A 19,606-nucleotide genomic window follows, 5' to 3' on the forward strand; every position below is an offset into this window, starting at 1 on the left:
CCGTGCAAACCGTCCTCGTCGCCACCATCGTCGCTTACTTGGCCACCCTGGCCATCATGCGCCTGGGCAGCCAGCACCTGCACCCCATCCACGATCCGCTCGAGGGCGTCCAGAAGTTCCACACCCGCCCCGTCCCGCGCATCGGTGGCGTCGCAGTGTTCGTCGCCGTGGTCGTCGCGTTGGCCTGGTCGGCCTGGCGCGGCTTGGTGGAGAGCAAACTCCTGGGCTTGGCGCTGGCCAGCTTGCCCGTCTTTGCTGCGGGTCTGGCCGAAGACCTGACCAAGCGCGTCTCACCCCGCGCGCGGCTGTTGGCCGCTGCCGGCTCGGCGGCCTTGGCGGGCCTGCTCGTCGGCGCCTGGCTTCCCCGTCTGGGTATCCCGCTGCTCGACGATCTCTTGCACCAATGGCCGGTGCCGGGGCTCGAAGTCGGTGTGCTGGCCGTCCTCATCACGCTGGTTGCCACGACGGGGCTCACGCACGCCATCAACATCATCGATGGCTTCAACGGCCTAGCGGCTGCTGCCTGCGCCCTCATGTTCGCCGGCATGGGATATGTGGCGTGGGCGCTGGGCGACCAGACCCTGGCCCAACTGTGTTTGGCGGCCATCGGTGCGCTCCTGGGCTTTCTGGCGTGGAACTATCCCCGTGGCTGGATCTTCTTGGGTGATGGTGGCGCCTACCTGCTCGGCTTCACTCTGGCCCAGGTGGCCATTTTGCTGGTCGGCCGTCACCCGCAACTGTCGCCCTGGTTCCCGTTCTTGGTGTGCCTGTACCCGATCGTTGAAACGCTTTTTTCCATCTATCGCAAGTGGATCGTGCGCCGCATGTCCCCTGGTTTGCCCGATGCCCTGCACCTGCACATGCTGGTGTACCGCCGCTTGCTGCGCTGGGCTGCCGGCACCCAGGCCGCGCGCGACTTCACGCGCCGCAACGCCGCCACCGCCCCCTATCTGTGGGCGCTGACCTCGCTCAGCGTTGTCCCCGCTGTCCTCTTTTGGTATCGGCCGCCCGTGCTCATCGCCTGCGCCGTGGCCTTCGCAGTCCTGTATCTGCTGCTGTACGTGCGCTTGGTGCGCTTTCGCGCCCCCGCGTGGCTCAAGCGCCGCCTCGGGCGTTCTTGAGGCCGCCGCCGCTGGCGCCCAAGCACGTGTCCTCGCATAAAATCGTGGGCTTTGCCGTCATCGACGGTTGCCCCACATCCTTTAGAAGAGACGGGCGTTTGCGCCCGCATCCGCCATGACCACCGCAATCGTCACCGGAATCACCGGCCAGGATGGTGCCTACCTTGCCCAGCTCCTGCTCGACAAGGGTTACCAGGTATACGGTACCTACCGGCGCAGCAGCAGCCCCAATTTCTGGCGCATTCGCCACCTCGGTATCCACGACCACCCGGCGCTGCGCCTGGTCGAATACGACCTCACCGATCCGGGGGCTGCCATGGACCTGTTGCAGCGCTGCCAGCCCGACGAGGTCTACAACCTTGCCGCGCAAAGCTTCGTCGGCGTGTCTTTTCAGCAGCCCAGCACCACCGCCCAAATCACCGGTCTGGGCCCGCTGCATCTGCTCGAAGCCATTCGCCTCGTCAACCCCCGCGTGCGCTTCTACCAAGCCAGCACCTCCGAGATGTTCGGCAAAGTGCAGGCCATCCCGCAAAACGAAACCACGCCCTTTTATCCGCGCAGCCCCTACGGCGTGGCCAAGCTGTTTGCGCACTGGATGACCGTCAACTACCGCGAAAGCTACGGCCTCTACGCCGCCAGCGGCATTCTGTTCAACCACGAAAGCCCCTTGCGTGGCCTGGAATTCGTCACCCGCAAAATCACCGACGCCGCCGCTCGCATCAGCGCCGGCCTGATGACATGCGTCGAGCTGGGCAACCTCGACGCCCAGCGCGACTGGGGCTACGCCCCCGAATACGTCGAAGGCATGTGGCGCATGCTGCAGGCCCCCGAGCCAGACACCTATGTCCTGGCCACCGGTGTCACCACCTCCGTGCGTGACTTCGTGCGCATGGCTTTCGAGGCGGCTGGCATCACGCTGGCATTTCGCGGCCAGGGGCAAGACGAAGTCGGCATCGACACCGCCACCGGTCGCACCGTGGTGCGTGTCAATCCCAAATACTACCGGCCGGCCGAAGTCGATCTGCTCGTGGGCGACAGCCGCCGCGCGCGCGAACGGCTGGGCTGGCAAGCGCACACCGACGTGCGTCGGCTCTGCCAGCTGATGGTGCAAGCCGACCTGCAACGGCTGGCCCGCAGCGGCGATGCCGAGCCAGCGGCCCATCCGCAGTGACCGCGCAGTGGCGCACGGCCATGGTGCATCCGCTGCCGTCTGCCGCCGATTCGGCTCGGCGCCAAACCTGGCGCTTCGTGGTGTTGCTGGCGCGCCAGCGCCTCATCGAAGCCTACCGCGGGGCGGGTCTGGGGGCGTGGTGGTCCATCCTGCCGCAGCTGGCGCAAATCGGCACCTTGGCCCTCATCCTGGGCGCCGTCATGCAACATCGCCTGGGGGCGGCTGCCGGTGGCCCCCCGGTGCCTTACGTCGTCTACATGCTGCCTGGCGTGTTGCTGTGGCAACTGTTTCATGACACCTTGCTGCACGTGGCCGACGCCTTGCCCGCGCAGCGCCTCATCCTCAAAAAAAACGCCGTCGATCTGGCCGTCCTGCCGCTGTACGTGCCGCTGGCGCAAATGGCCCCCTTTGCCGTCGGGCTGGCGCTGCTGTGGTTACTCGTGAGCGTGCTGTGGCAGCCGATCGGGGTGCACGTGATCGGCGTCACCGTGCTGGCCGCTGCGGCGCTGCTGGCCCTGGCCTATTGCATCGGGTGGGTGTGGGGCAGCCTCGCCGTCATCGTGCCCGACATACGACATGCGCTGGCTCCGCTGCTGCAGGTGGGCTTTTGGCTGACCCCCATCGTCTATCCAGCCAGCCTCATTCCAGCCCCCCTGCACGGTGTACTCGCCTGGGGCCACCCCTGGTACGGGCTGATCGCACCCGTGCAGGCCGCCTGGACCGGGCTGCCCGCCAGCGTGCCCCCCAGCGCCGCGCTGCTGCCGCTGCTGTTGGGCGCCATCCACGCCCTCGTGTTGCGCCGTATCGTTCGCCATGGCCGCAAGCTACTCCTCGATGCGCTCTGATCAGCCGCTGTTGCGAATTCGGGGGCTGCGCAAGTGCTTCTATCCCCACACCCACAGCCGGCGCGCGGCGCTGGCGGCGCTGCTGGGGTGGCGCGGCGCCGCCGCCGGTGCGGCCCACACCGTGCTGCGCGACATCGATCTCGACCTTTGGCCGGGCGAAGCGCTGGCCATCATCGGCCGCAACGGCAGCGGCAAGTCCACCCTGCTCAAACTCATCACCGGCAGCCTCCTGCCCGACGAGGGCACCATCGAGTGCCGCGGCCGCATCAGCGCTCTCATCGAACTCGGGGCTGGCTTCGATCTGGCGGCAACGGGGCGCCAAAACATGGCCCTGCAAGCCGCCCTGTGGGGGGTGGCCGCCGATGTCCTGGCCCGTCAAGCCGACGCCATAATCACCTACAGCGAGCTGGGCACGGCCATCGACGAGCCCGTGCGCACCTACTCCTCGGGCATGCTGCTGCGGCTGGCCTTCGCCATCGCCATTCATGCGCAGGCCGAGCTGCTCATCATCGACGAGGCGCTGGCCGTGGGCGACGCGCGTTTTCAGCAAAAATGCCTGGCCTCCATCCGCCAGCACCTGGCCCGCGGTGGCGGTCTGCTGTTCGTCTCGCACGACCTCAACAGCGTCAAAACACTGTGCCAGCGGGCCATCTTGCTCGACGACGGCGCCATTCGCGCCCAGGGCCAGCCCGCCGCCGTGTGCGACGCCTATCTCAGCCAACTGCTGGGCGCGGGCTCGGCCAGCGCCGCAAGCGGCGAGCAGGACAGCGCCGACACCCCAGCCACCGTCACCGCGCTGCTGCTCAACGGCCGCCCCACCCGCGACATCGTCCTGCGCAGCGGTGACTGGCTCGACATCACCGTGCACCTGCGCGCCAACCAAAGCGTGCAGCAACTCGCCGCCGGCTTCATGTTGCACGACGCGCGCGGCCAAGACCTGTTTGGTGTCAACACCCACCTGGCCGGACACCGTATCGACCTGACCCACCCCGGCGACACCTGCACCGTCACTCTGCGGGCGCAGCTGCTGCTGGGTGCCGGCCACTACACCGTCACTGTTGCCGTGCACGACGCGCTTGACTACACCCGCAACGTTATCTATTGGCAATTCGGTGCTATAGCCATCGAAATTGTGGATCCCGACAGCACCAGTGTCGGCCACTGCCGCTTGCCGTACCAACTCAACGTCGCACAGTCTTCCTCAGCCGCCGCATGATCACCGCTATTCTCTACCGCCTCTACGGCTGGCTCATCCGCCTGCCCGGCCTTGGCCCGCGCATCGAGCGCTGGATCCGCGCCCACCGCGGGCTGGCCTACTGCCTGCGCAATCTGGCGTTGCGGCTCGACGGGGCAGGGCGCGCCAGCACAGGCGTCGCCCCGGCAGCGCCCACGGCGCTGCAAGACCTGGAGTGGATGCTGGTGGGCCTGCGCACGGCTGTGTCCCAGCTGCAGCGCCGACTCGATGTTCTTGACGGACGACACGTCGGCGAGCCCCCGTGGCAAGCGGCGCTCGACGCCCACAGCCATGCCCTCAACCTCAAGGTCGATGGGGCGCTGGAAGCCCTGACCCGCCGCGTCGAGCGCGCCGAACGCCACCTCGGCCAAGCCATCCTGCAGTCCACCCAGCCCCTGGCCGCTCCGCGCATCCTCAACCCGCACAAACTCGCCCAACACCGCGACCGGCCCCAAGGCCTGTGGCTCGAACTCGGCTGCGGCGAGCGGCCTGACCCCGAGCGCATCAACATCGACCTGCGGCCCCTGCCGGGCGTGGACATCATCGCCCACGTCGGCCAGTTACCACTGCCCGACGCCAGCGTGCGCGACCTGCGCGCGGCCCACCTCGTCGAGCACTTCACCCTGCAGCAGTTTGCTGACCGCATCTTGCCCGAGTGGCGCCGCGTCCTGGCGCCTGGCGGGCGGCTGCGCCTCATCACGCCCGACCTGGCCGCCATGCTGCGCGCCCACCTGCAGGGCCAACTCAGCGAAGCCGATCTGGTCCACGTCCTCTACGGCGGGCAAGACTACGAAGGCGACTTTCACTACCACGCCTACAGCCCCGCTTCGCTCAGCGCCCTGCTGGCCACCCACGGCTTTGCCGACATCCAGGTGGTTGCCCACGGCCGCCCCAACGGCCTGTGCCTGGAGTTCGAACTGCTGGCCCACGCCGGTGCGCTGACCACAGCAGCCGACACGCCCGACGCCGCTGCGACGTCCGCCTCAAACTGAACAGCTCCCGTTTGCCGCCATGCCATCCTTGCGCGTCAGCCTCGTCATCTGCACCTACAACCGCGCTGCCAGCTTGCCGCGCACCCTGCAGGCGCTGGACTATTTGCGCTACCCGGCGCGCGAAACCCTGGTCGTGGTCGGCCCCTGCACCGACAACACCCTGGACGTGCTCAAACCCTGGCAGGGCAGGGTGCGCATCCTGCACTGCCCCGAGGCCAACCTGTCCATGGCGCGCAACATCGGCATCGACCACGCCGCCGGTGACATCGTCGCCTTCACCGACGACGACGGCCTGCCCGAAGCCAACTGGCTCGACACCCTGGTGGCCGCTTTCGAGGCCGACCCCCGCCTGGGCGGCGCGGGCGGCCACGTGCGCGACCACACCGGCGTGGCCTACCAAACCCGGCACATCCGTTGCAACCGCTGGGGTGAGGCGCAATTTTTCGATCGCGCGCCCGAGGCCGAACACCCCGACTGGTTTCCCAGCCTCATCGGCGTCAACAGCGCCTTTCGCCGCGCAGCGCTGGCCGACATCGGCGGCTTTGACGAAGAATACGCCTACTTCCTGGACGAGACCGACGTCTGCCTGCGCCTGCTGGAAAAAGGCTGGCGCCTGCGCACGCTCGATGACGCCGAAGTCCACCACGCCTACGCGCCCAGCCACCTGCGCACCCCGCAGCGCGTCCCCACCACGCTATACCTCACCGCCCGCAGCAAAATCTACTACGCGCTGCGCCACCAACCCCAGCCGCCGCTGCGGCCCCTGGCCATCGTGCAGCGCCAGCGCGATGATCTGCTGGCCTCCGTGCAACACCTGCGGGCCGCCGGCAAAATCGACGCCGCCGCAGCCCAGCGCCTGCGCGACGACATCTGGCGCGCCAGCGCCGACGCCGCGCACGACGCCTTTGCCCACCCCGCCGGGCGCACCGTTGCCCTGCGCCCGGCCGACCCGGCCGCCTGGCTGCCCGCCCAGCCCCCGTGGCCGGCCGGCCCCAAAGCCCGCCTGCTGCTCATCAGCCGCAACTACCCGCCCCAGCCCATCGGCGGCATCGCCCGCTACACCCACACCCTGGCGCACGCCCTGGCGCGTCTGGGCCACGAAGTCCACGTCATCGCCCAAACCACCGACAGCGTGCGCACCGACTTCGAAGACGGCGTCTGGGTCCACCGCATCGAACCCACCGCCGCGCACGACTGCCCCCCGCCGCCGCCAGACCGGCCCGCGCTGCCTCTGGTGCTGCGCCAGTGGACCCACGCCGTGGCGCACACCGCCGCCGGCCTGCGCCAGCGCCTGGGCATCGACACCGCCATCGCCGCCCTGTGGGACGTCGAAGCCTACGACCTCGCGCGCCAACCCGGCTGGCGCGTCCTCACCTACCTCGTCACCAGCTACGCGCTGAACCTGCCGCACAAGCCCGACTGGGGCGGCAACCCCCACTACCTGCGCCAGCACGTGCAGCCCATCATCCAGGCCGAAGGCTGGCTGCTGCGCCACAGCCACGCCCTGCTGGCCAGCACCCAGCAAATCTGGCACGACGTGCAAGCCACCTATCCCGAGCTCGGCGCCGGCGCCCCGGTGCCCACGGTGCACCACGTGCCCTTTGGCATCCCCGACGATCCGGCGGCCGCGCCGGCGGGCGCCAGCGCCGCCGCGGCCAGCGCTGCCGCCTGCACCGTGCTCTTTGTCGGGCGCTTTGAGCCGCGCAAAGGCATCGACCTCGTCTTGCACGCCATCGCCCAACTGGCCCCGCAGTACCCCAACGTGCACTGGCGCCTCATCGGCAACGACCGCCTGCCGCACCCCGAGCAACCCCACACCACCTACCGCCAGCTCTTCGAAAGCCAACACCGCGGCCAGCCTTGGCTGGCCCGCGTGCACTTCGAAGGCGAAGTCGGCGACGCCGCCCTGCTGCGCGCCTACCGCGAATGTGACCTCTTCATCGCCCCCAGCCGCTACGAATCCTTCGGCCTCATCTACCTGGAAGCCATGCGCGCGGGCAAACCCTGCATCGGCGGCGCAGGCGGCGGTGGCGGCGAACTCCTCAGCCCCGACATCGGTGTGGCGGTGGGCACCGATGGCCCACCGCCCCTCATCGACGCGCTGCAAGCCCTCATCGAGCAGCCCCAGCGGCGCGCCGCCATGGGGCAGCGCGCGCGCGCCCACTACCTTGCCCACTACAGCGACCACGCCTTCGCCCAGCGCCTGCTGCGTGCCCTGGAACTCGGGTGCTAGACTGCTTGCCGCCGCCGCAATGCACAAAGACGCCCCCAACCCACCGCCTTTTTGCGCCATGGTCAGCACCGCCAGTCAACCGCACCGCACCGCGCTCATCGAGCTCTACATCGGCTACTTTGGCCGCGCCCCAGAAGCGCAGGGCCTGTCCTACTGGGAGGGCGAACTGCAAGCCGCCCTGGCGCGCGGTGACAGCGCCGCGCAGGCGCTGGCGCAGTCCGACCGAAGCGCCCTGCACGCCGTCACCCTGGCGCTGGCCTAAAGGCGTCGCCGGCGCTGCGTTCACCGCATGTTTGGGTCCTTGCGCCTGCTGCTGGCGCTGCTCGTTGCCCTCAGCCACGTGGGTGTGAGCGTGCGCGGCTACCACCTGGGCGTGCCCGCCGTGGTGGTCTTTTTGCTGCTCAGTGGCTACGTCGTGGCCGCCATGCTGCACGGCGCGCCGGCGTGGCGCGCCTTTTGGGCCGAGCGCGCCCTGCGCCTGCTGCCGCCGTACTACACCGCGGCGGCACTCGGCGTGGGTGTGTGGCTGCTCAGCGGCGCGGCCATCCCATTCTTCAGCGGCGCCGGCCAGCCCGCCCTGTGGCTGGCGGCGCTGGCCATCATCCCCCTCAACTACGCCACCCTGTGGCCTGTCCTGGACACCTTCACCCCCGTGCCGCCCGCGTGGTCCCTGGGGCTGGAAATCCAGTTTTACCTGCTGGCTCCCTGGCTGCTGGCCGCGCCGCGGCGCGCCGCGCTGGCCTGGGCCGCAAGCGCTGCGGTGGGCGCAGCCGCCCAACTGGGCCTGCTGCCCAGTGACGCCTTTGGCTACCGCCTGCTGGTGGGCAACCTCTACATCTTCCTCAGCGGTGCCGCCCTGTATTGGGTGCAGCATGGCCCGGCGGCCAACGCCGCGCGCTGGCGCGCGGCGCTGTACCTCACCTGGGCTGGCGTGGCCGTCGTGGCCGCTGCCACCGCCGCGCTGGGGCGCTGGGGCACCCCCTTCGTGGCCGAAGTGGCCGTGGGCTACCTGCTCGGCCTGCCGCTGGTGGCCGCGCTGGCGCGCCTGAGCCGCCGCCGCTGGGACGACGCCCTGGCCCACCTGGCCTACCCTCTATTCCTGGTGCACTTTGCCGCCCTGTGGGCGCTGCAAGGCGCGGGCAGGCAGCCCTCACCCCAGGCCCCGCTGGCGCTGGCCGCCTACCTATGCCTGGCGCTCGCGCTGGCCGCTGCCGTCCACCTGGTTGCCCAGCGCCCCTGGCTGCACTGGCGCCGCCGTCTGCGTGCCGCAGCCCAAGCCGCGCCCTCCTGCGGCGCATAAAACCCGCGTCGGGCCGGGCAGGGCGTTGGACCCGTGCAACAGGTCGCGCTGGTTCTGCCGCCGGCCGAGCCAGCCGCGCCGCTCATCGAACATGCCCCTATTGAAGCGCCTGCAAATGCCGCTATACTGTGTGGGCGACAGTGCGCAGCAGCCACTCCGTTGTAGTGTTGCGCGTATGGTGCTCGTTTCAACCCACTCCTTTGGAGATATCAATGGCTTCATTCATCACCGCTCAACAACGTGAGAAGCTCATCGAGCTGTACATCGGCTACTTCAACCGTGCGCCCGAGGCTGCTGGTCTGAGCTACTGGGCTGGCCAACTGCTGGCTACCCTCAACGCCGGGCAAAGCGAAGCGCAAGCCTTCGCCGGCATCGCCAACCGCTTCTACGACGCGGGCGTGCAGTTTGGTGTGTACAGCTCGGCCATGACGGTGGAGCAGTTCATCACCACCGTGTACCAAAACGTGCTGGGCCGCGACCAAGTCGATGCCGCTGGCATGACGTACTGGAAGACCAAGCTGCAAAACGGTGGAGTCTCCCGCGGCGAGTTCGTCATGCAGCTGATTCAAGAAGCGAAGAATTACGTCGCCAACGCGCCGGCCAATGACCCGTACAAGTGGGTCGGCACCTACTTGGAAAACCGCAAGGCAGTGGGGGACTGGTTTGCCAACAACAGCACCGGCCTCACGGGTAATGACGCCATCACCAAGGGCACGCAAGTTCTGCAAACCGCGGTGACCAAAGCCACCGCCCAGGCTGGTCAGACTACCACCCAAGCCGTAGCCGCGGCGCAGACGGCCAACCAAAGCGCCCAAGGCCAGACCTTCATGCTCACTGCGAGTGTGGACACCATCACCGGCACCTCCGGCAACGACACCATCAATGCGCCCTTGGTCGTTGACGTCACCAAAGGCACCGCCACGCTGCCTTCGTTGACCTCGTTCGACGCCATTGACGGCGGCGCGGGCACGGATACGCTGAATATTTTCCTCACCGGCGATCAGTCCAAATTTAGCACCTCCGCCACGGTCAAGAATGTTGAAACCATCAATTTCAATGTTGACGACAAATTGACTGCCGATGTCTCCGCTTGGGGCGGCAATGCAGTCAATGTGACCCAAGTTGGTACAGCCGCTGCGCAAAGTGTCACGGTTGGCGCTGCCTCGGTTTCCGTCAAGGGTGGCAGCACGGTTGCGGTTACCGACGGTACGACCAACGCCAATGTCCTGACCACGGTGTCCGTGGACGGTAACACGGGCCAAGCCACGCTCACCGGCAAGGCCATTGCGACAGTTTCCCTGGCGAACACCAAACAAGATGCTGACGTCGTGAATGCCACGGCTTCCGGCAAGGGTGCGCTGATCCTGAACGTGAACAACGTCACGGGCGGCGCCAAGATCACCGACACCAAAGACAACTACAGCACGGTGACCGTGAACGCCACCGGCAAGGCGTCGGACATTGCTGTCAAGTCAAACACGGCCGGTACCCTCACCGCTGCCACCCTGGGCGGTGACGCGGCGCTGACCTTTGCCACCAATTCGACGAAGCTGGCCGCCGTGACCATCACTGGCTCGGGTGGTGTCACGGCCGACTTCTCCGCGGCTGGCACGACGTCCGTGGATGCCTCCGCTTCGTCCGGCGCCAACAGCATCACGCTGGACGGCACGAAGTCGACCTACAAGGGCGGCTCGGGCGCCGATACGGTTCTGTTGGCCGCTGCGCCGACCAAGGCCATCGACGGTGGCGCGGGCGCCAACACCCTGTCCTTGGACGCGATTGCCGACCTCACCACTCTGACCAAGACCAGCCTGGCCAACGCCACCAACTTCCAGACCATCCAGCTGACGGGGGCGGTGGGTACCGCCAAGGATGCTGGAAAGAGCACGCTTGACGTGGCGAACCTGCCTGCCGGTATGGTCAATGTGACGTTGAACACCACCACGGATGCCGAAAACCTGACGTTCAAGAACGTCGCTTCCGGCTTCAACTTCACCCAGTTGGCATCGCAGGCCAAAAGCTCCACGATTACCCTCGCCAAAGATGGCTCGGCCGACGTGCTGAACCTGACCATCGGCAACGGCAAGAGCGCCACCATCGACCTGACCACAGGCGGCGGCATCGTCGCGACCAAATTCGAAACCGTCAACATCACCGCCAATGCCGACACCAGCAAGGCGGCTGTGCAGCACAAGCTGACGATCGACGCTTCGGGTGCCACGACCCTGAATGTGACGGGCGATGCCGGTATCAACTTCACCGGCTCCACCCTTACCGCCGTGACGACCGTTGCGGGGGGCGCCTCCAAGGGCGATCTGGTCATCGACTTGACTGGGGGCGTGACCACGGGCGTCACCGTAACCACCGGTTCTGGCGCCGACACCATCACCACCGTAGGCGCTGCAGGCAAGGTGGATACCATCAACTCTGGCACGGGCAACGACACCATCAAGGTGGGCGATGGCAACAACGTGATCGTGGCAGGTGGCGGCGACACCAAGACCGGCGTGACCATCACGGCCGGCAAGGGTGACAACACCATCACCGTCAACGGCTCGGGTATCTCCACAATCACCGCCGGTGACGGCAAGAACGCCATCACCGGCGGCGCGGGTGCGGATACCGTCACCGTCGGCAATGGCAACAACACCATCAACGCCGGTGCGGGGGATGACTCCATCACCGTGGGTAAGGGCGCTAACACCCTGACCCTGGGCGCGGGCAAGGATACGGTCGTATTCAAAGCCGCAGCCTCGTCCAGCGCGGTCTTCACCACCATCACCGACATCGCCGCGGGCGACAAGCTTGACTTCTCGAAGCTGGGTGACATCACCAACACCGACGGCAAGCTCGGCGCCGCGCTGACCAGCGGGGTCAACGACTATCAGACCTTCCTCAACGCTGCGGCGGGCAAAGCGGTGGGCACGCTGTCGTGGTTCCAGTTCGGTGGCGACACCTACTTGGTCTGGGAGAAAGCCGGCAATGGTACTTTCGATGCCGGTACCGATCAGATCGTCAAGCTGGTGGGCTTGGTCGACCTGAGCAACTCCACGACCGCGCAGGCTACCGACACGCTGACCATCGTCTAAGCCCTGATGGGGCAGGTATCCAGCAACCGCTGGATGCCTGCCGCCAGCCAGCTGTGTGCTGTTGGCTGACGTGATCTCGACCCCGTCTCCTCTCGCAGGGGCGGGGTTTTTTCATGATGCCGGCCGTATCATGAAAAAACCTCGAACACCGAAAAGGACACCACCATGACCGACTGGACCGCCGGCTACGTCTCCGAAATTGGCTACACCTACGGCTACTACACCGAGCTCAACCCGCAGCGACTGGCCCTTCCGCTTCTAGCGGCCGGCATTGCACCGCCCAAGGTGGAGGCCGCCTGCGAGCTGGGCTTTGGCCAGGGCATGAGCGTCAACATCCACGCGGCAGCCAGTGGCACCGCCTGGTGGGGCACGGACTTCAACCCCGCACAGGCCGGCTTTGCGCAGGAGCTGGCCGCCGCCTCCGGCGCCGCTGCCAAGCTGTATGACCAGGCCTTTGCCGAGTTCTGCACCCGGCCCGACCTGCCGGACTTCGATTTCATCGGTCTGCACGGCATCTGGAGCTGGATTTCGGACGAGAACCGCGCGGTCATCGTAGATTTCATCCGGCGCAAGCTCAAGGTCGGCGGGGTGCTCTACATCAGCTACAACACCCAGCCCGGCTGGGCGGCCATGGTGCCGATGCGCGAACTCCTGATCGCCCACGGCGATGCCCTGGCGGCCAAGGGGCAGGGCATCGTCAACCGCATCGATGCGGCGCTGGGCTTTGCCGAGCAGCTTTTTGCCGCCCAACCTGCCTATGCGGCGGCCAATCCGCAGGTGCCGCAGCGCATCGCCAAGATGCAGGAGCAAAACCGCCATTACCTGGCCCACGAATACTTCAACCGCGACTGGCACCCGATGTCGGTGGCCAAGATGGCCGAATGGCTGGCGCCGGCCAAGCTGGGCTACGCGGCCTCGGCCCACTATCTGGATCATGTGGATGCCATCAACCTGTCGGAGCAACAACAGGCCTTGCTCAACGGCATCCCGGATGCCGGCTTTCGCCAACTGGTGCGGGACTTTTGCTGCAACACGCAGTTCCGTCGAGATTACTGGATCAAGGGCGTGCGTCAGCCCACGGCGCTAGAGCGTCTGGAAGGCTTGCGCGCGCAGCGCCTCATCCTCACCAGCCCGCTTCAGGCGGTGGAGCTCAAGGTCACCGGCAACCGGGGCGAGGCGACGTTGAACGAAGGGGTGTACCGGCCCATTCTGGACCTGCTGGCCGGCCACAAGCCACACACGCTCGGCCAGGTCGAGCAGCAGTTGGCGCCGCGGGGCATCACCTTCGCGCAAATTCTGCAGGCGGCGCTGATTCTGGTGGGCAAGGGCGATGTGGCGGTGGCGCAGGACGAGGCCAGCGCCAGCCGCGCCAGAAAGCCCTGTGACCGCCTCAACCAGCACCTGATGCACAAAAGCCGCGCCAGCAACGACCTGGCGTATCTGGCCAGCCCCGTCACCGGCGGCGGGGTGCAGGTCAACCGCTTTCAACAGCTCTTTTTGCTGGCCCGCCATCAAGGGCGCAAGATGCCCGAGGAATGGGCGCGCTTTGTCTGGGAGCATCTGCAGGCTCTGGGCCAGCGGCTCACCAAAGAGGGCAAGGTGCTGGAGGCCGCAGATGAAAATCTCGCCGAGCTCACCGCCCAGGCGCAGGCCTTTGCTGAGAAGCAGTTGCCCATTCTGAAAGCCCTGCAGACGGCTTGAGGTGATGGAAGCCCCGTCCTTCGCAAGAGGGGCAGGGTTTTTTCCATAAGGGCCTTGCGGGTGGGGCAGGGCTCTTACGGAAGAGATGAAAAAGGAGGAGCGATGCGACGCGCATTTCTGATCGTCGGTTTTAACAACTGGGGTAAGACGACGCTCGTCTATGACCTGTTTGGCAAGCAACGATTTCTTGTGGGCTACGGCTATCGGCTGCAGCGCGATGTCGGGCGGCGCTTTACCGTCGAATCCCACTCCAACGACGATACCGGGCAGCAGCGTTACATCGACTTGATCGACAAGCGCGTCCGCAAAGCGCCGGCAGATGCGCAAGACCTCATTAGCGTGCTCTGCCCCAGCCGGGAGCCCACCAACGACGCGTGCCGCATTCTTGGCAGCCCGGCTTTCCAGCCCTTCGACGAAATCCATTTGCTCCTGCTGCGCTACAAGTGGGACTTGCACGCGGAGCTGCGCATCGGGGACATCCAGGCGTATTTCAGTGCCTGTGGCAATCGGCGGCTGCGCCTTCACGTCGTCGATGAAGGAGTGAGTGGTTCTGATCAAGAGCGAGGGCAGCGCCGCCGCACGCAGGCGCACGATATCATCCGCAGTGTGCTGAGCGAATAATGGAGGATCACGGTTCCTTCTCCGACCTCGACAAGCCAGGAGCCATGGAGGGGGGCTGCGAGAGCTGGTGGGGAGAGTGTTGCCAAAATGAATGAGCGAGCTGCTTCTTGACCGGCCGGCAAAGCTGGCCGAACTCGACGCCATCGAAGCCGAATCCATCGGCTGGCTGCCGCTGGGCGAAGGCGCCTATCTCCATCTGGGCAAGCCGGATGAGGAAGAGGTCGTGATCACCGTGGTGGGTGTGGCGATCGAAATAGACTGGGCAGCTTTCCGAGAAGCGGAGCAGTGGCAAAGTTTTGTTGCCCCAGCGTTGAATATGAAACGGGCTTTGCGGATGTTGAAATGCCAAACGCGCCGATCGACAGACGGAGTAAATGGCATTGCACGCCATTTGCGAACCGAGCGCAGGAAGATTTTCGCGTAGTGCGCGGTACGCCAAATGGTGTAACGCAACACGGTTCCAGCAGCGATGTTGCCTTACGATGGGGGCCAAAAAATTGCAGGCTTGGGCAAACGTCCGCTGCAGATCCCGGAGCCGCGCCGCTTGGTCGGGTGATGTGGCAAGCGGTACACAGATCCGGAGGAAGTTCATATAGGACGTAGTGTAGCACGGTTTTGACACAAAAACGGCAGCCCGATGGCTGCCGCAGTGGGCGTGGAGCGTTCGGCCGCGTCCGGTCAGCGCGCGATCCCCGCCAAATCCCGCAACACCGCCACCTTGTCGGTGCGCTCCCAGGTGAACTCCGGCTCATCGCGGCCGAAGTGGCCGTAGGCGGCGGTTTTGCTGTAGATGGGCCGCAGCAGGTCCAGCATCTGGATGATGCCCTTGGGCCGCAGGTCGAACACCTCGCCCACGATCTTGGCGATCTTGTCGTCGGGGATGACGCCGGTGCCTTCGGTGTACACCGTCACGTTGATGGGGCGGGCCATGCCGATGGCGTAGCTGACCTGGATCTGGCACTGACGAGCCAGGCCGGCGGCGACGATGTTCTTGGCCACGTAACGCGCGGCATAGGCGGCTGAGCGGTCCACTTTGGTCGGGTCTTTGCCGCTGAAGGCGCCGCCGCCGTGCGGGCAGGCCCCGCCGTAGGTGTCGACGATGATCTTGCGCCCGGTCAAGCCGCAATCACCCTGCGGTCCGCCCACCACAAAGCGACCGGTCGGGTTGATCAGGTAGCGTGTGTTGTGCAGCCACTCCTTGGGCAACACGGGCTTGATGATTTCCTCGATGCACGCCTCGATGAAGGCCGGCTTCATGTGTTTGCCGTCGCTCATCTCCGGGCTGTGCTGGCTGGACAGCACCACGGTGTCGATGCTGTGCGGGCGGCCGTCGACGTAGCGCATTGTGATCTGGCTCTTGGCGTCCGGGCGCAGGAACGGCAGCCGCCCATCTTTGCGAAGTTGCGCCTGGCGCTCGACGATGCGGTGCGCATAGTAGATCGGCGCCGGCATCAGCTCGGGCGTTTCGTCGCAGGCGTAGCCGAACATCAGACCTTGGTCGCCCGCGCCGGTGTTGAGGTAGTCGTCCGACGCATGGTCCACGCCCTGGGCGATGTCGTAGCTTTGCTTGTCGTAGGCCACCAGCACCGCGCAGCCTTTGTAGTCGATGCCGTACTCGGTGTTGTCGTAGCCGATGCGCTTGATGGTGTTGCGCGCCACTTGGATGTAGTCCACGTGCGCGTTGGTGGTGATTTCACCGGCCAGCACCACCAGGCCGGTGTTGCACAGCGTCTCGGCCGCCACGCGGCTGCGCGGGTCTTGCTCGAGGATGGCGTCGAGGATGGCGTCCGAGATCTGGTCGGCCACCTTGTCCGGGTGGCCTTCGGAGACCGATTCGCTGGTGAAAAGAAAGTCGTTCGCCATGGTTGCTACACTCCTTAGGAATCGTGGGGCGCCGGCGTTGCGCCGGTCCCTCACAGGGGCGTGATGGCGAACGCTTTAGCGGCATTTGTGAATCGCCCGCAAGTAGTTCAGTAACTCGGCGATAGGATGCCATTCTAACCGAAAGGATGTGCCGAGGGTGCGGCACGCCTTGTTGCCCCTTGGGGGCTGCACAACGCAACGATGCTCATCACGCTGTTTCGAACGTTGGGGCGCTGGCCGCTGCCGGCGCTGCATGCCCTGGGTTGGATGGGCGGCTGGCTGGTGTGGCTGGCCTCGCCCACCTATCGCCGCCGGTGGCGGGCGCACACCCGGCAGGCCGGCTTGAATGGGCGGGCGCGCTGGGCGTCGGTGGGGGCGGCGGGCCAACAGGTGGCCGAGCTGCCGCGGCTGTGGTTTGGACCGCCGGTGCCCGTGGGATGGCGGGGGGCAGCGCACATCGAGGCGGCGCTGGCCCGTGGCCACGGGGTGCTGTTTTTGACACCGCACCTGGGTTGCTTCGAAGTCACCCCGCGCGCCTACGCCGAGCGGTTTGGGGTGCAGGGGCGCCCGATCACGGTGCTGTACCGCCCGGCGCGCCACGCCGCGCTGGACGCCGTGCTGCGTCAAGCGCGGCAGCGGCCTGGCATGGCGGCGGCGCCCACGACGCTGGCCGGTGTGCGGCAGTTGATGCAAGCCCTGCGCCGCGGCGAGGCGGTGGGCTTGCTGCCCGACCAAGTGCCCCCGCAAGGCCTGGGTGTGTGGGCCCCGTTTTGGGGCGCGCCTGCTTACACGATGACGCTGGCGGCCCGCTTGGCCCAGCAACCCGGTGTGCACGTGCTGTTGGCTTGGGGCGAGCGCTTGCCGTGGGGGCGCGGCTACGTGGTGCACGTGCAGCCGTGGGCCGAGGTGATGGACGAGCCGCTGGCCACCGACCCGGCACAGGCGGCGGCCCAGATCAACCGGGCGATGGAGCTGCTGATTCGCCGCTGCCCCGAACAATACCTGTGGGGCTACGCGCGCTACAAGTCACCCCGTGCGCTCGGGTGATGGGAGAAACCCGCCGATCAACGCCAGCACCTGCGCCGGTTGCTCGTGCAGCAGCCAGTGCGAGGCTTGCGGCAGCCGTTCGATGTGCAGGTCCGGCACCCAGTCGCTCAGCCCGTCCAGCAGGCCGGGCAGCAGGGCCTGATCCTTCAGGCCCCAGATGACCTGCGTCGGCACCCGTACGCGCAGCAGCTCATCGGGCAGCTCCACCCCCGCCGCGCCGGGGTCGTCCGCAGTGGGTGGCCGCAAGGGCGAGGCGACGTAGTAGTTCAGCCCGCCTTGCAACCCCATCGCCCACACGGCCTCGTACTGCGCCTGCAGGGCTGGCGTCAGCCAGGCCGAGGTGTCCGACATGCCCCGAAAGAACGCCCACAGCCGGGCATAGCCGTTGGCCGACAGGCGTTGCGCCGCGTCGGGCCGGGCCAGAAAGTTCATGTAGGCGCTGGCGGCCTGTTGTGCGGGGGAGTGGCGCAGGTCGCGCCAAAACGCGCCCGGATGGGGCGAGTTCAGGATGATCAGCCGTTGCAGCCGCTGTGGTTGCAGCGCAGCCAGGTTCCACGCCACAGCGCCGCCCCAGTCGTGGGCGACCACGGCGGCGACGCGGCCGGGGGTGGGGCCCGCAGCGGTGACGGCGTCGATCAGCGCGGCGATGTCCTGCATCAGGTGACGAGCCCGGTAAGCCTCGGCCGTGGCTGGGGCGCTGGAGCGCTCGTAGCCGCGCAGATTGGGCGCGATGCAGCGCCAGCCGCCATGCTCTGGCTTGGCAAACCGCACCAGCGCCTCGTCCCAGACGAAGGCGGCCTCCGGGAAGCCGTGCAAAAACAGCAGTACGGGCCGGCCGGTCTGGCCGGCGGCACGCACGCTCAGGGTGATGCCGTGGGGCAGCGCAAGCTCAAACGTTTCGACCATGGACGGTGCTCTCCGGTGGATGGCCCCGCCGCGGCTCGGAGCTACGGCGCCGGCCGGCCCCATTGCCACAGCCGTTGCGCCACCTCGTCGACCCCGATGCGCTTGAGGGCGGAAAACAGCATCGCATCGCCACCGCGGGTTTGCAGTCGCGCAACGGACAGCGCCTTGGCCTGCTCCTGGCGCGACAGCTTGTCGGCCTTGGTCAGCAACACCAAAAACGGCATTTCCTGCTCGACGCGCGGGCGGATCACGTCCAGCAGCGCCTCGTCCAGCTCGGTCAAACCCAGCCGGGCGTCGGCCAGCAGCACCACCGCGCGTAGGTTGGGGCGGCTGACCAGGTAATTGGCCATGACCTGCTGCCAGCGCCGTTTGGCCGCCTGCGGCACGGCGGCATAGCCATAGCCGGGCAAGTCGGCCAGCACAGCATCGGTGGTGCCTTGCTTGCCCACCGCGAACAACACGATGCTCTGCGTACGTCCCGGCATTTTGGACGCAAACGCCAGCTGCCGCTGTTGCGCCAGCGTGTTGATGCAGGTGGATTTGCCGGCGTTGGAGCGGCCGACGAAGGCGATTTCCGGCACGCTCAGCACCGGCAGGTCGCGCAGCTGCGGCGCTTCGGTCAGGAAGCGTGCGGTGTGCAGCCAGGCGTGCGCCTGGGCGGGGGAGGGGGGGGTGTGGTCCATGGCAAACTCGCGGCAGGATGGGCGGGCATTGTAGAATCGGTGGCGTTTCGCTCACGCTGCCGGCGCCAAGGTGCGTGCCGCCGCGGTGCCTGGGCTGTCTCACCAACCTACGTCACGACCTCGCCATGAAACCCATCGTCACGCTGATCGGCGCCGCCATGGCCGCCACCCTGACTTGGTCTGCCCACGCCCAGTCGGCGCAGCCGGACCTCAAGCGTGGGGCGGCGCTGTACGGCCAGGTGTGCGTGGCCTGCCATGCGGCGGACGGCAACTCCACCACCGCCGCCAACCCCAAGCTGGCGCAGCAGCACCCCGAATACCTGATCAAGCAGCTGCAGGAATTCAAGTCGGGCAAGCGGGCCAACGCCGTGATGGTGGGGTTTGCCACGCCGCTGTCGGACCAGGATATGCGCGACATCGCCTACTGGTTGGCGAGCCAAAAAGCCACCACGGGGGCGGCCACCGACGCCGAGAAGGTGCGTCTGGGCGAGCGCATTTACCGCGGTGGCCTGATGGATCGTCGCATCCCGGCCTGCGCGGGCTGCCACGGGCCGGCGGGCTCGGGCATCCCGGCCGAGTACCCGCGCCTGAGCGGCCAGCACGCCGAGTACACGGCCACGCAGCTGAAGCTGTTCCGCACCAACGAGCGCGCCAACAACAAGCAGATGCACGAGATCGCGCGCTACCTGACGGACGTCGAAATCGCGGCGCTGGCCGATTACATCGCCGGCTTGCGTTGATGCGCCGGTGCGCGCGGTGGACCGTTGGTCCCACGCGGGTCAGGGAATATCAGTCTCCGT

The 19,606-nt window shown here is 66.9% G+C and carries 17 protein-coding genes; 14 read left to right on the forward strand and 3 right to left on the reverse strand.

What is annotated here, in order from left to right; all coding sequences use genetic code 11:
* Positions 1–2: 2 nt before the first annotated feature.
* The 12 genes from Taqua_RS08650 (at position 3) to Taqua_RS13235 (ending at position 14,731) form a co-directional block, all read left to right on the forward strand.
* A complete protein-coding gene (locus tag Taqua_RS08650; RefSeq protein ID WP_246094666.1) occupies positions 3–1,121 on the forward strand; it encodes an MraY family glycosyltransferase in 1,119 nt (372 codons plus the stop codon).
* Positions 1,122–1,236: 115 nt separating this feature from the next.
* Positions 1,237–2,292: a GDP-mannose 4,6-dehydratase gene (gmd, locus tag Taqua_RS08655; RefSeq protein WP_143969576.1), complete on the forward strand. Its 1,056-nt coding sequence runs from the start codon at positions 1,237–1,239 to the stop codon at positions 2,290–2,292.
* A 20-nt stretch (positions 2,293–2,312) separates the two neighbouring features.
* Entirely contained in the window at positions 2,313–3,137 is an 825-nt protein-coding gene (locus Taqua_RS08660) for an ABC transporter permease (protein ID WP_144326289.1), read from the forward strand.
* On the forward strand, positions 3,127–4,353 hold the full coding sequence (locus Taqua_RS08665; RefSeq protein WP_185969594.1) for an ABC transporter ATP-binding protein: 1,227 nt from the start codon (positions 3,127–3,129) through the stop codon (positions 4,351–4,353). The genes Taqua_RS08660 and Taqua_RS08665 overlap by 11 nt, the downstream gene beginning before the upstream one ends.
* Positions 4,350–5,363, forward strand: a complete 1,014-nt coding sequence (locus Taqua_RS08670; RefSeq protein WP_144326290.1) for a class I SAM-dependent methyltransferase — start codon at positions 4,350–4,352, stop codon at positions 5,361–5,363. The genes Taqua_RS08665 and Taqua_RS08670 overlap by 4 nt, the downstream gene beginning before the upstream one ends.
* 19 nt (positions 5,364–5,382) lie before the next feature.
* A complete protein-coding gene (locus tag Taqua_RS08675) occupies positions 5,383–7,596 on the forward strand; it encodes a glycosyltransferase (protein WP_144326291.1) in 2,214 nt (737 codons plus the stop codon).
* A gap of 58 nt (positions 7,597–7,654) precedes the next feature.
* The gene (locus Taqua_RS08680) at positions 7,655–7,858 is read left to right on the forward strand and encodes a hypothetical protein (RefSeq protein ID WP_144326292.1); all 204 of its coding nucleotides are present in this window, start codon (positions 7,655–7,657) and stop codon (positions 7,856–7,858) included.
* A 27-nt stretch (positions 7,859–7,885) separates the two neighbouring features.
* Positions 7,886–8,896: an acyltransferase family protein gene (locus tag Taqua_RS08685; protein WP_144326293.1), complete on the forward strand. Its 1,011-nt coding sequence runs from the start codon at positions 7,886–7,888 to the stop codon at positions 8,894–8,896.
* Positions 8,897–9,108: 212 nt separating this feature from the next.
* A complete protein-coding gene (locus tag Taqua_RS08690; RefSeq protein WP_144326294.1) occupies positions 9,109–11,985 on the forward strand; it encodes a DUF4214 domain-containing protein in 2,877 nt (958 codons plus the stop codon).
* 165 nt (positions 11,986–12,150) lie between these two features.
* Positions 12,151–13,686 carry a methyltransferase regulatory domain-containing protein gene (locus tag Taqua_RS08695; protein WP_144326295.1) on the forward strand — a complete coding sequence of 512 codons (1,536 nt, stop codon included), beginning with the start codon at positions 12,151–12,153 and terminating at the stop codon, positions 13,684–13,686.
* A 102-nt stretch (positions 13,687–13,788) separates the two neighbouring features.
* Complete coding sequence (locus Taqua_RS08700) at positions 13,789–14,307, forward strand: hypothetical protein (RefSeq protein WP_144326296.1); 519 nt, start codon at positions 13,789–13,791, stop codon at positions 14,305–14,307.
* 91 nt (positions 14,308–14,398) lie between these two features.
* A complete protein-coding gene (locus tag Taqua_RS13235) occupies positions 14,399–14,731 on the forward strand; it encodes a hypothetical protein (protein WP_185969595.1) in 333 nt (110 codons plus the stop codon).
* A gap of 254 nt (positions 14,732–14,985) precedes the next feature.
* Here the strand turns inward: Taqua_RS13235 and metK are convergent, their stop codons facing one another.
* Positions 14,986–16,170: a methionine adenosyltransferase gene (gene metK, locus Taqua_RS08710; protein ID WP_144326297.1), complete on the reverse strand. Its 1,185-nt coding sequence runs from the start codon at positions 16,168–16,170 to the stop codon at positions 14,986–14,988.
* 201 nt (positions 16,171–16,371) lie between these two features.
* Between metK and Taqua_RS08715 the strand changes: the two genes are divergently transcribed.
* Complete coding sequence (locus tag Taqua_RS08715) at positions 16,372–17,217, forward strand: lysophospholipid acyltransferase family protein (RefSeq protein ID WP_144326298.1); 846 nt, start codon at positions 16,372–16,374, stop codon at positions 17,215–17,217.
* Here the strand turns inward: Taqua_RS08715 and Taqua_RS08720 are convergent.
* A complete protein-coding gene (locus Taqua_RS08720; RefSeq protein WP_144326299.1) occupies positions 17,197–18,123 on the reverse strand; it encodes an alpha/beta fold hydrolase in 927 nt (308 codons plus the stop codon). The two genes, Taqua_RS08715 and Taqua_RS08720, sit on opposite strands and share 21 nt — an antisense overlap.
* Positions 18,124–18,164: 41 nt before the next feature.
* Positions 18,165–18,806, reverse strand: coding sequence for a ribosome biogenesis GTP-binding protein YihA/YsxC (gene yihA / locus Taqua_RS08725; RefSeq protein WP_144326300.1), 642 nt, complete (start codon positions 18,804–18,806; stop codon positions 18,165–18,167).
* Between the two features lie 125 nt (positions 18,807–18,931).
* Between yihA and Taqua_RS08730 the strand changes: the two genes are divergently transcribed.
* Entirely contained in the window at positions 18,932–19,546 is a 615-nt protein-coding gene (locus tag Taqua_RS08730; RefSeq protein WP_144326301.1) for a c-type cytochrome, read from the forward strand.
* The last annotated feature ends 60 nt before the right edge of the window (positions 19,547–19,606 follow it).

Origin of the sequence: Tepidimonas aquatica, from assembly GCF_007556585.1 — a bacterium.
Taxonomy (GTDB): domain Bacteria; phylum Pseudomonadota; class Gammaproteobacteria; order Burkholderiales; family Burkholderiaceae_C; genus Tepidimonas; species Tepidimonas aquatica.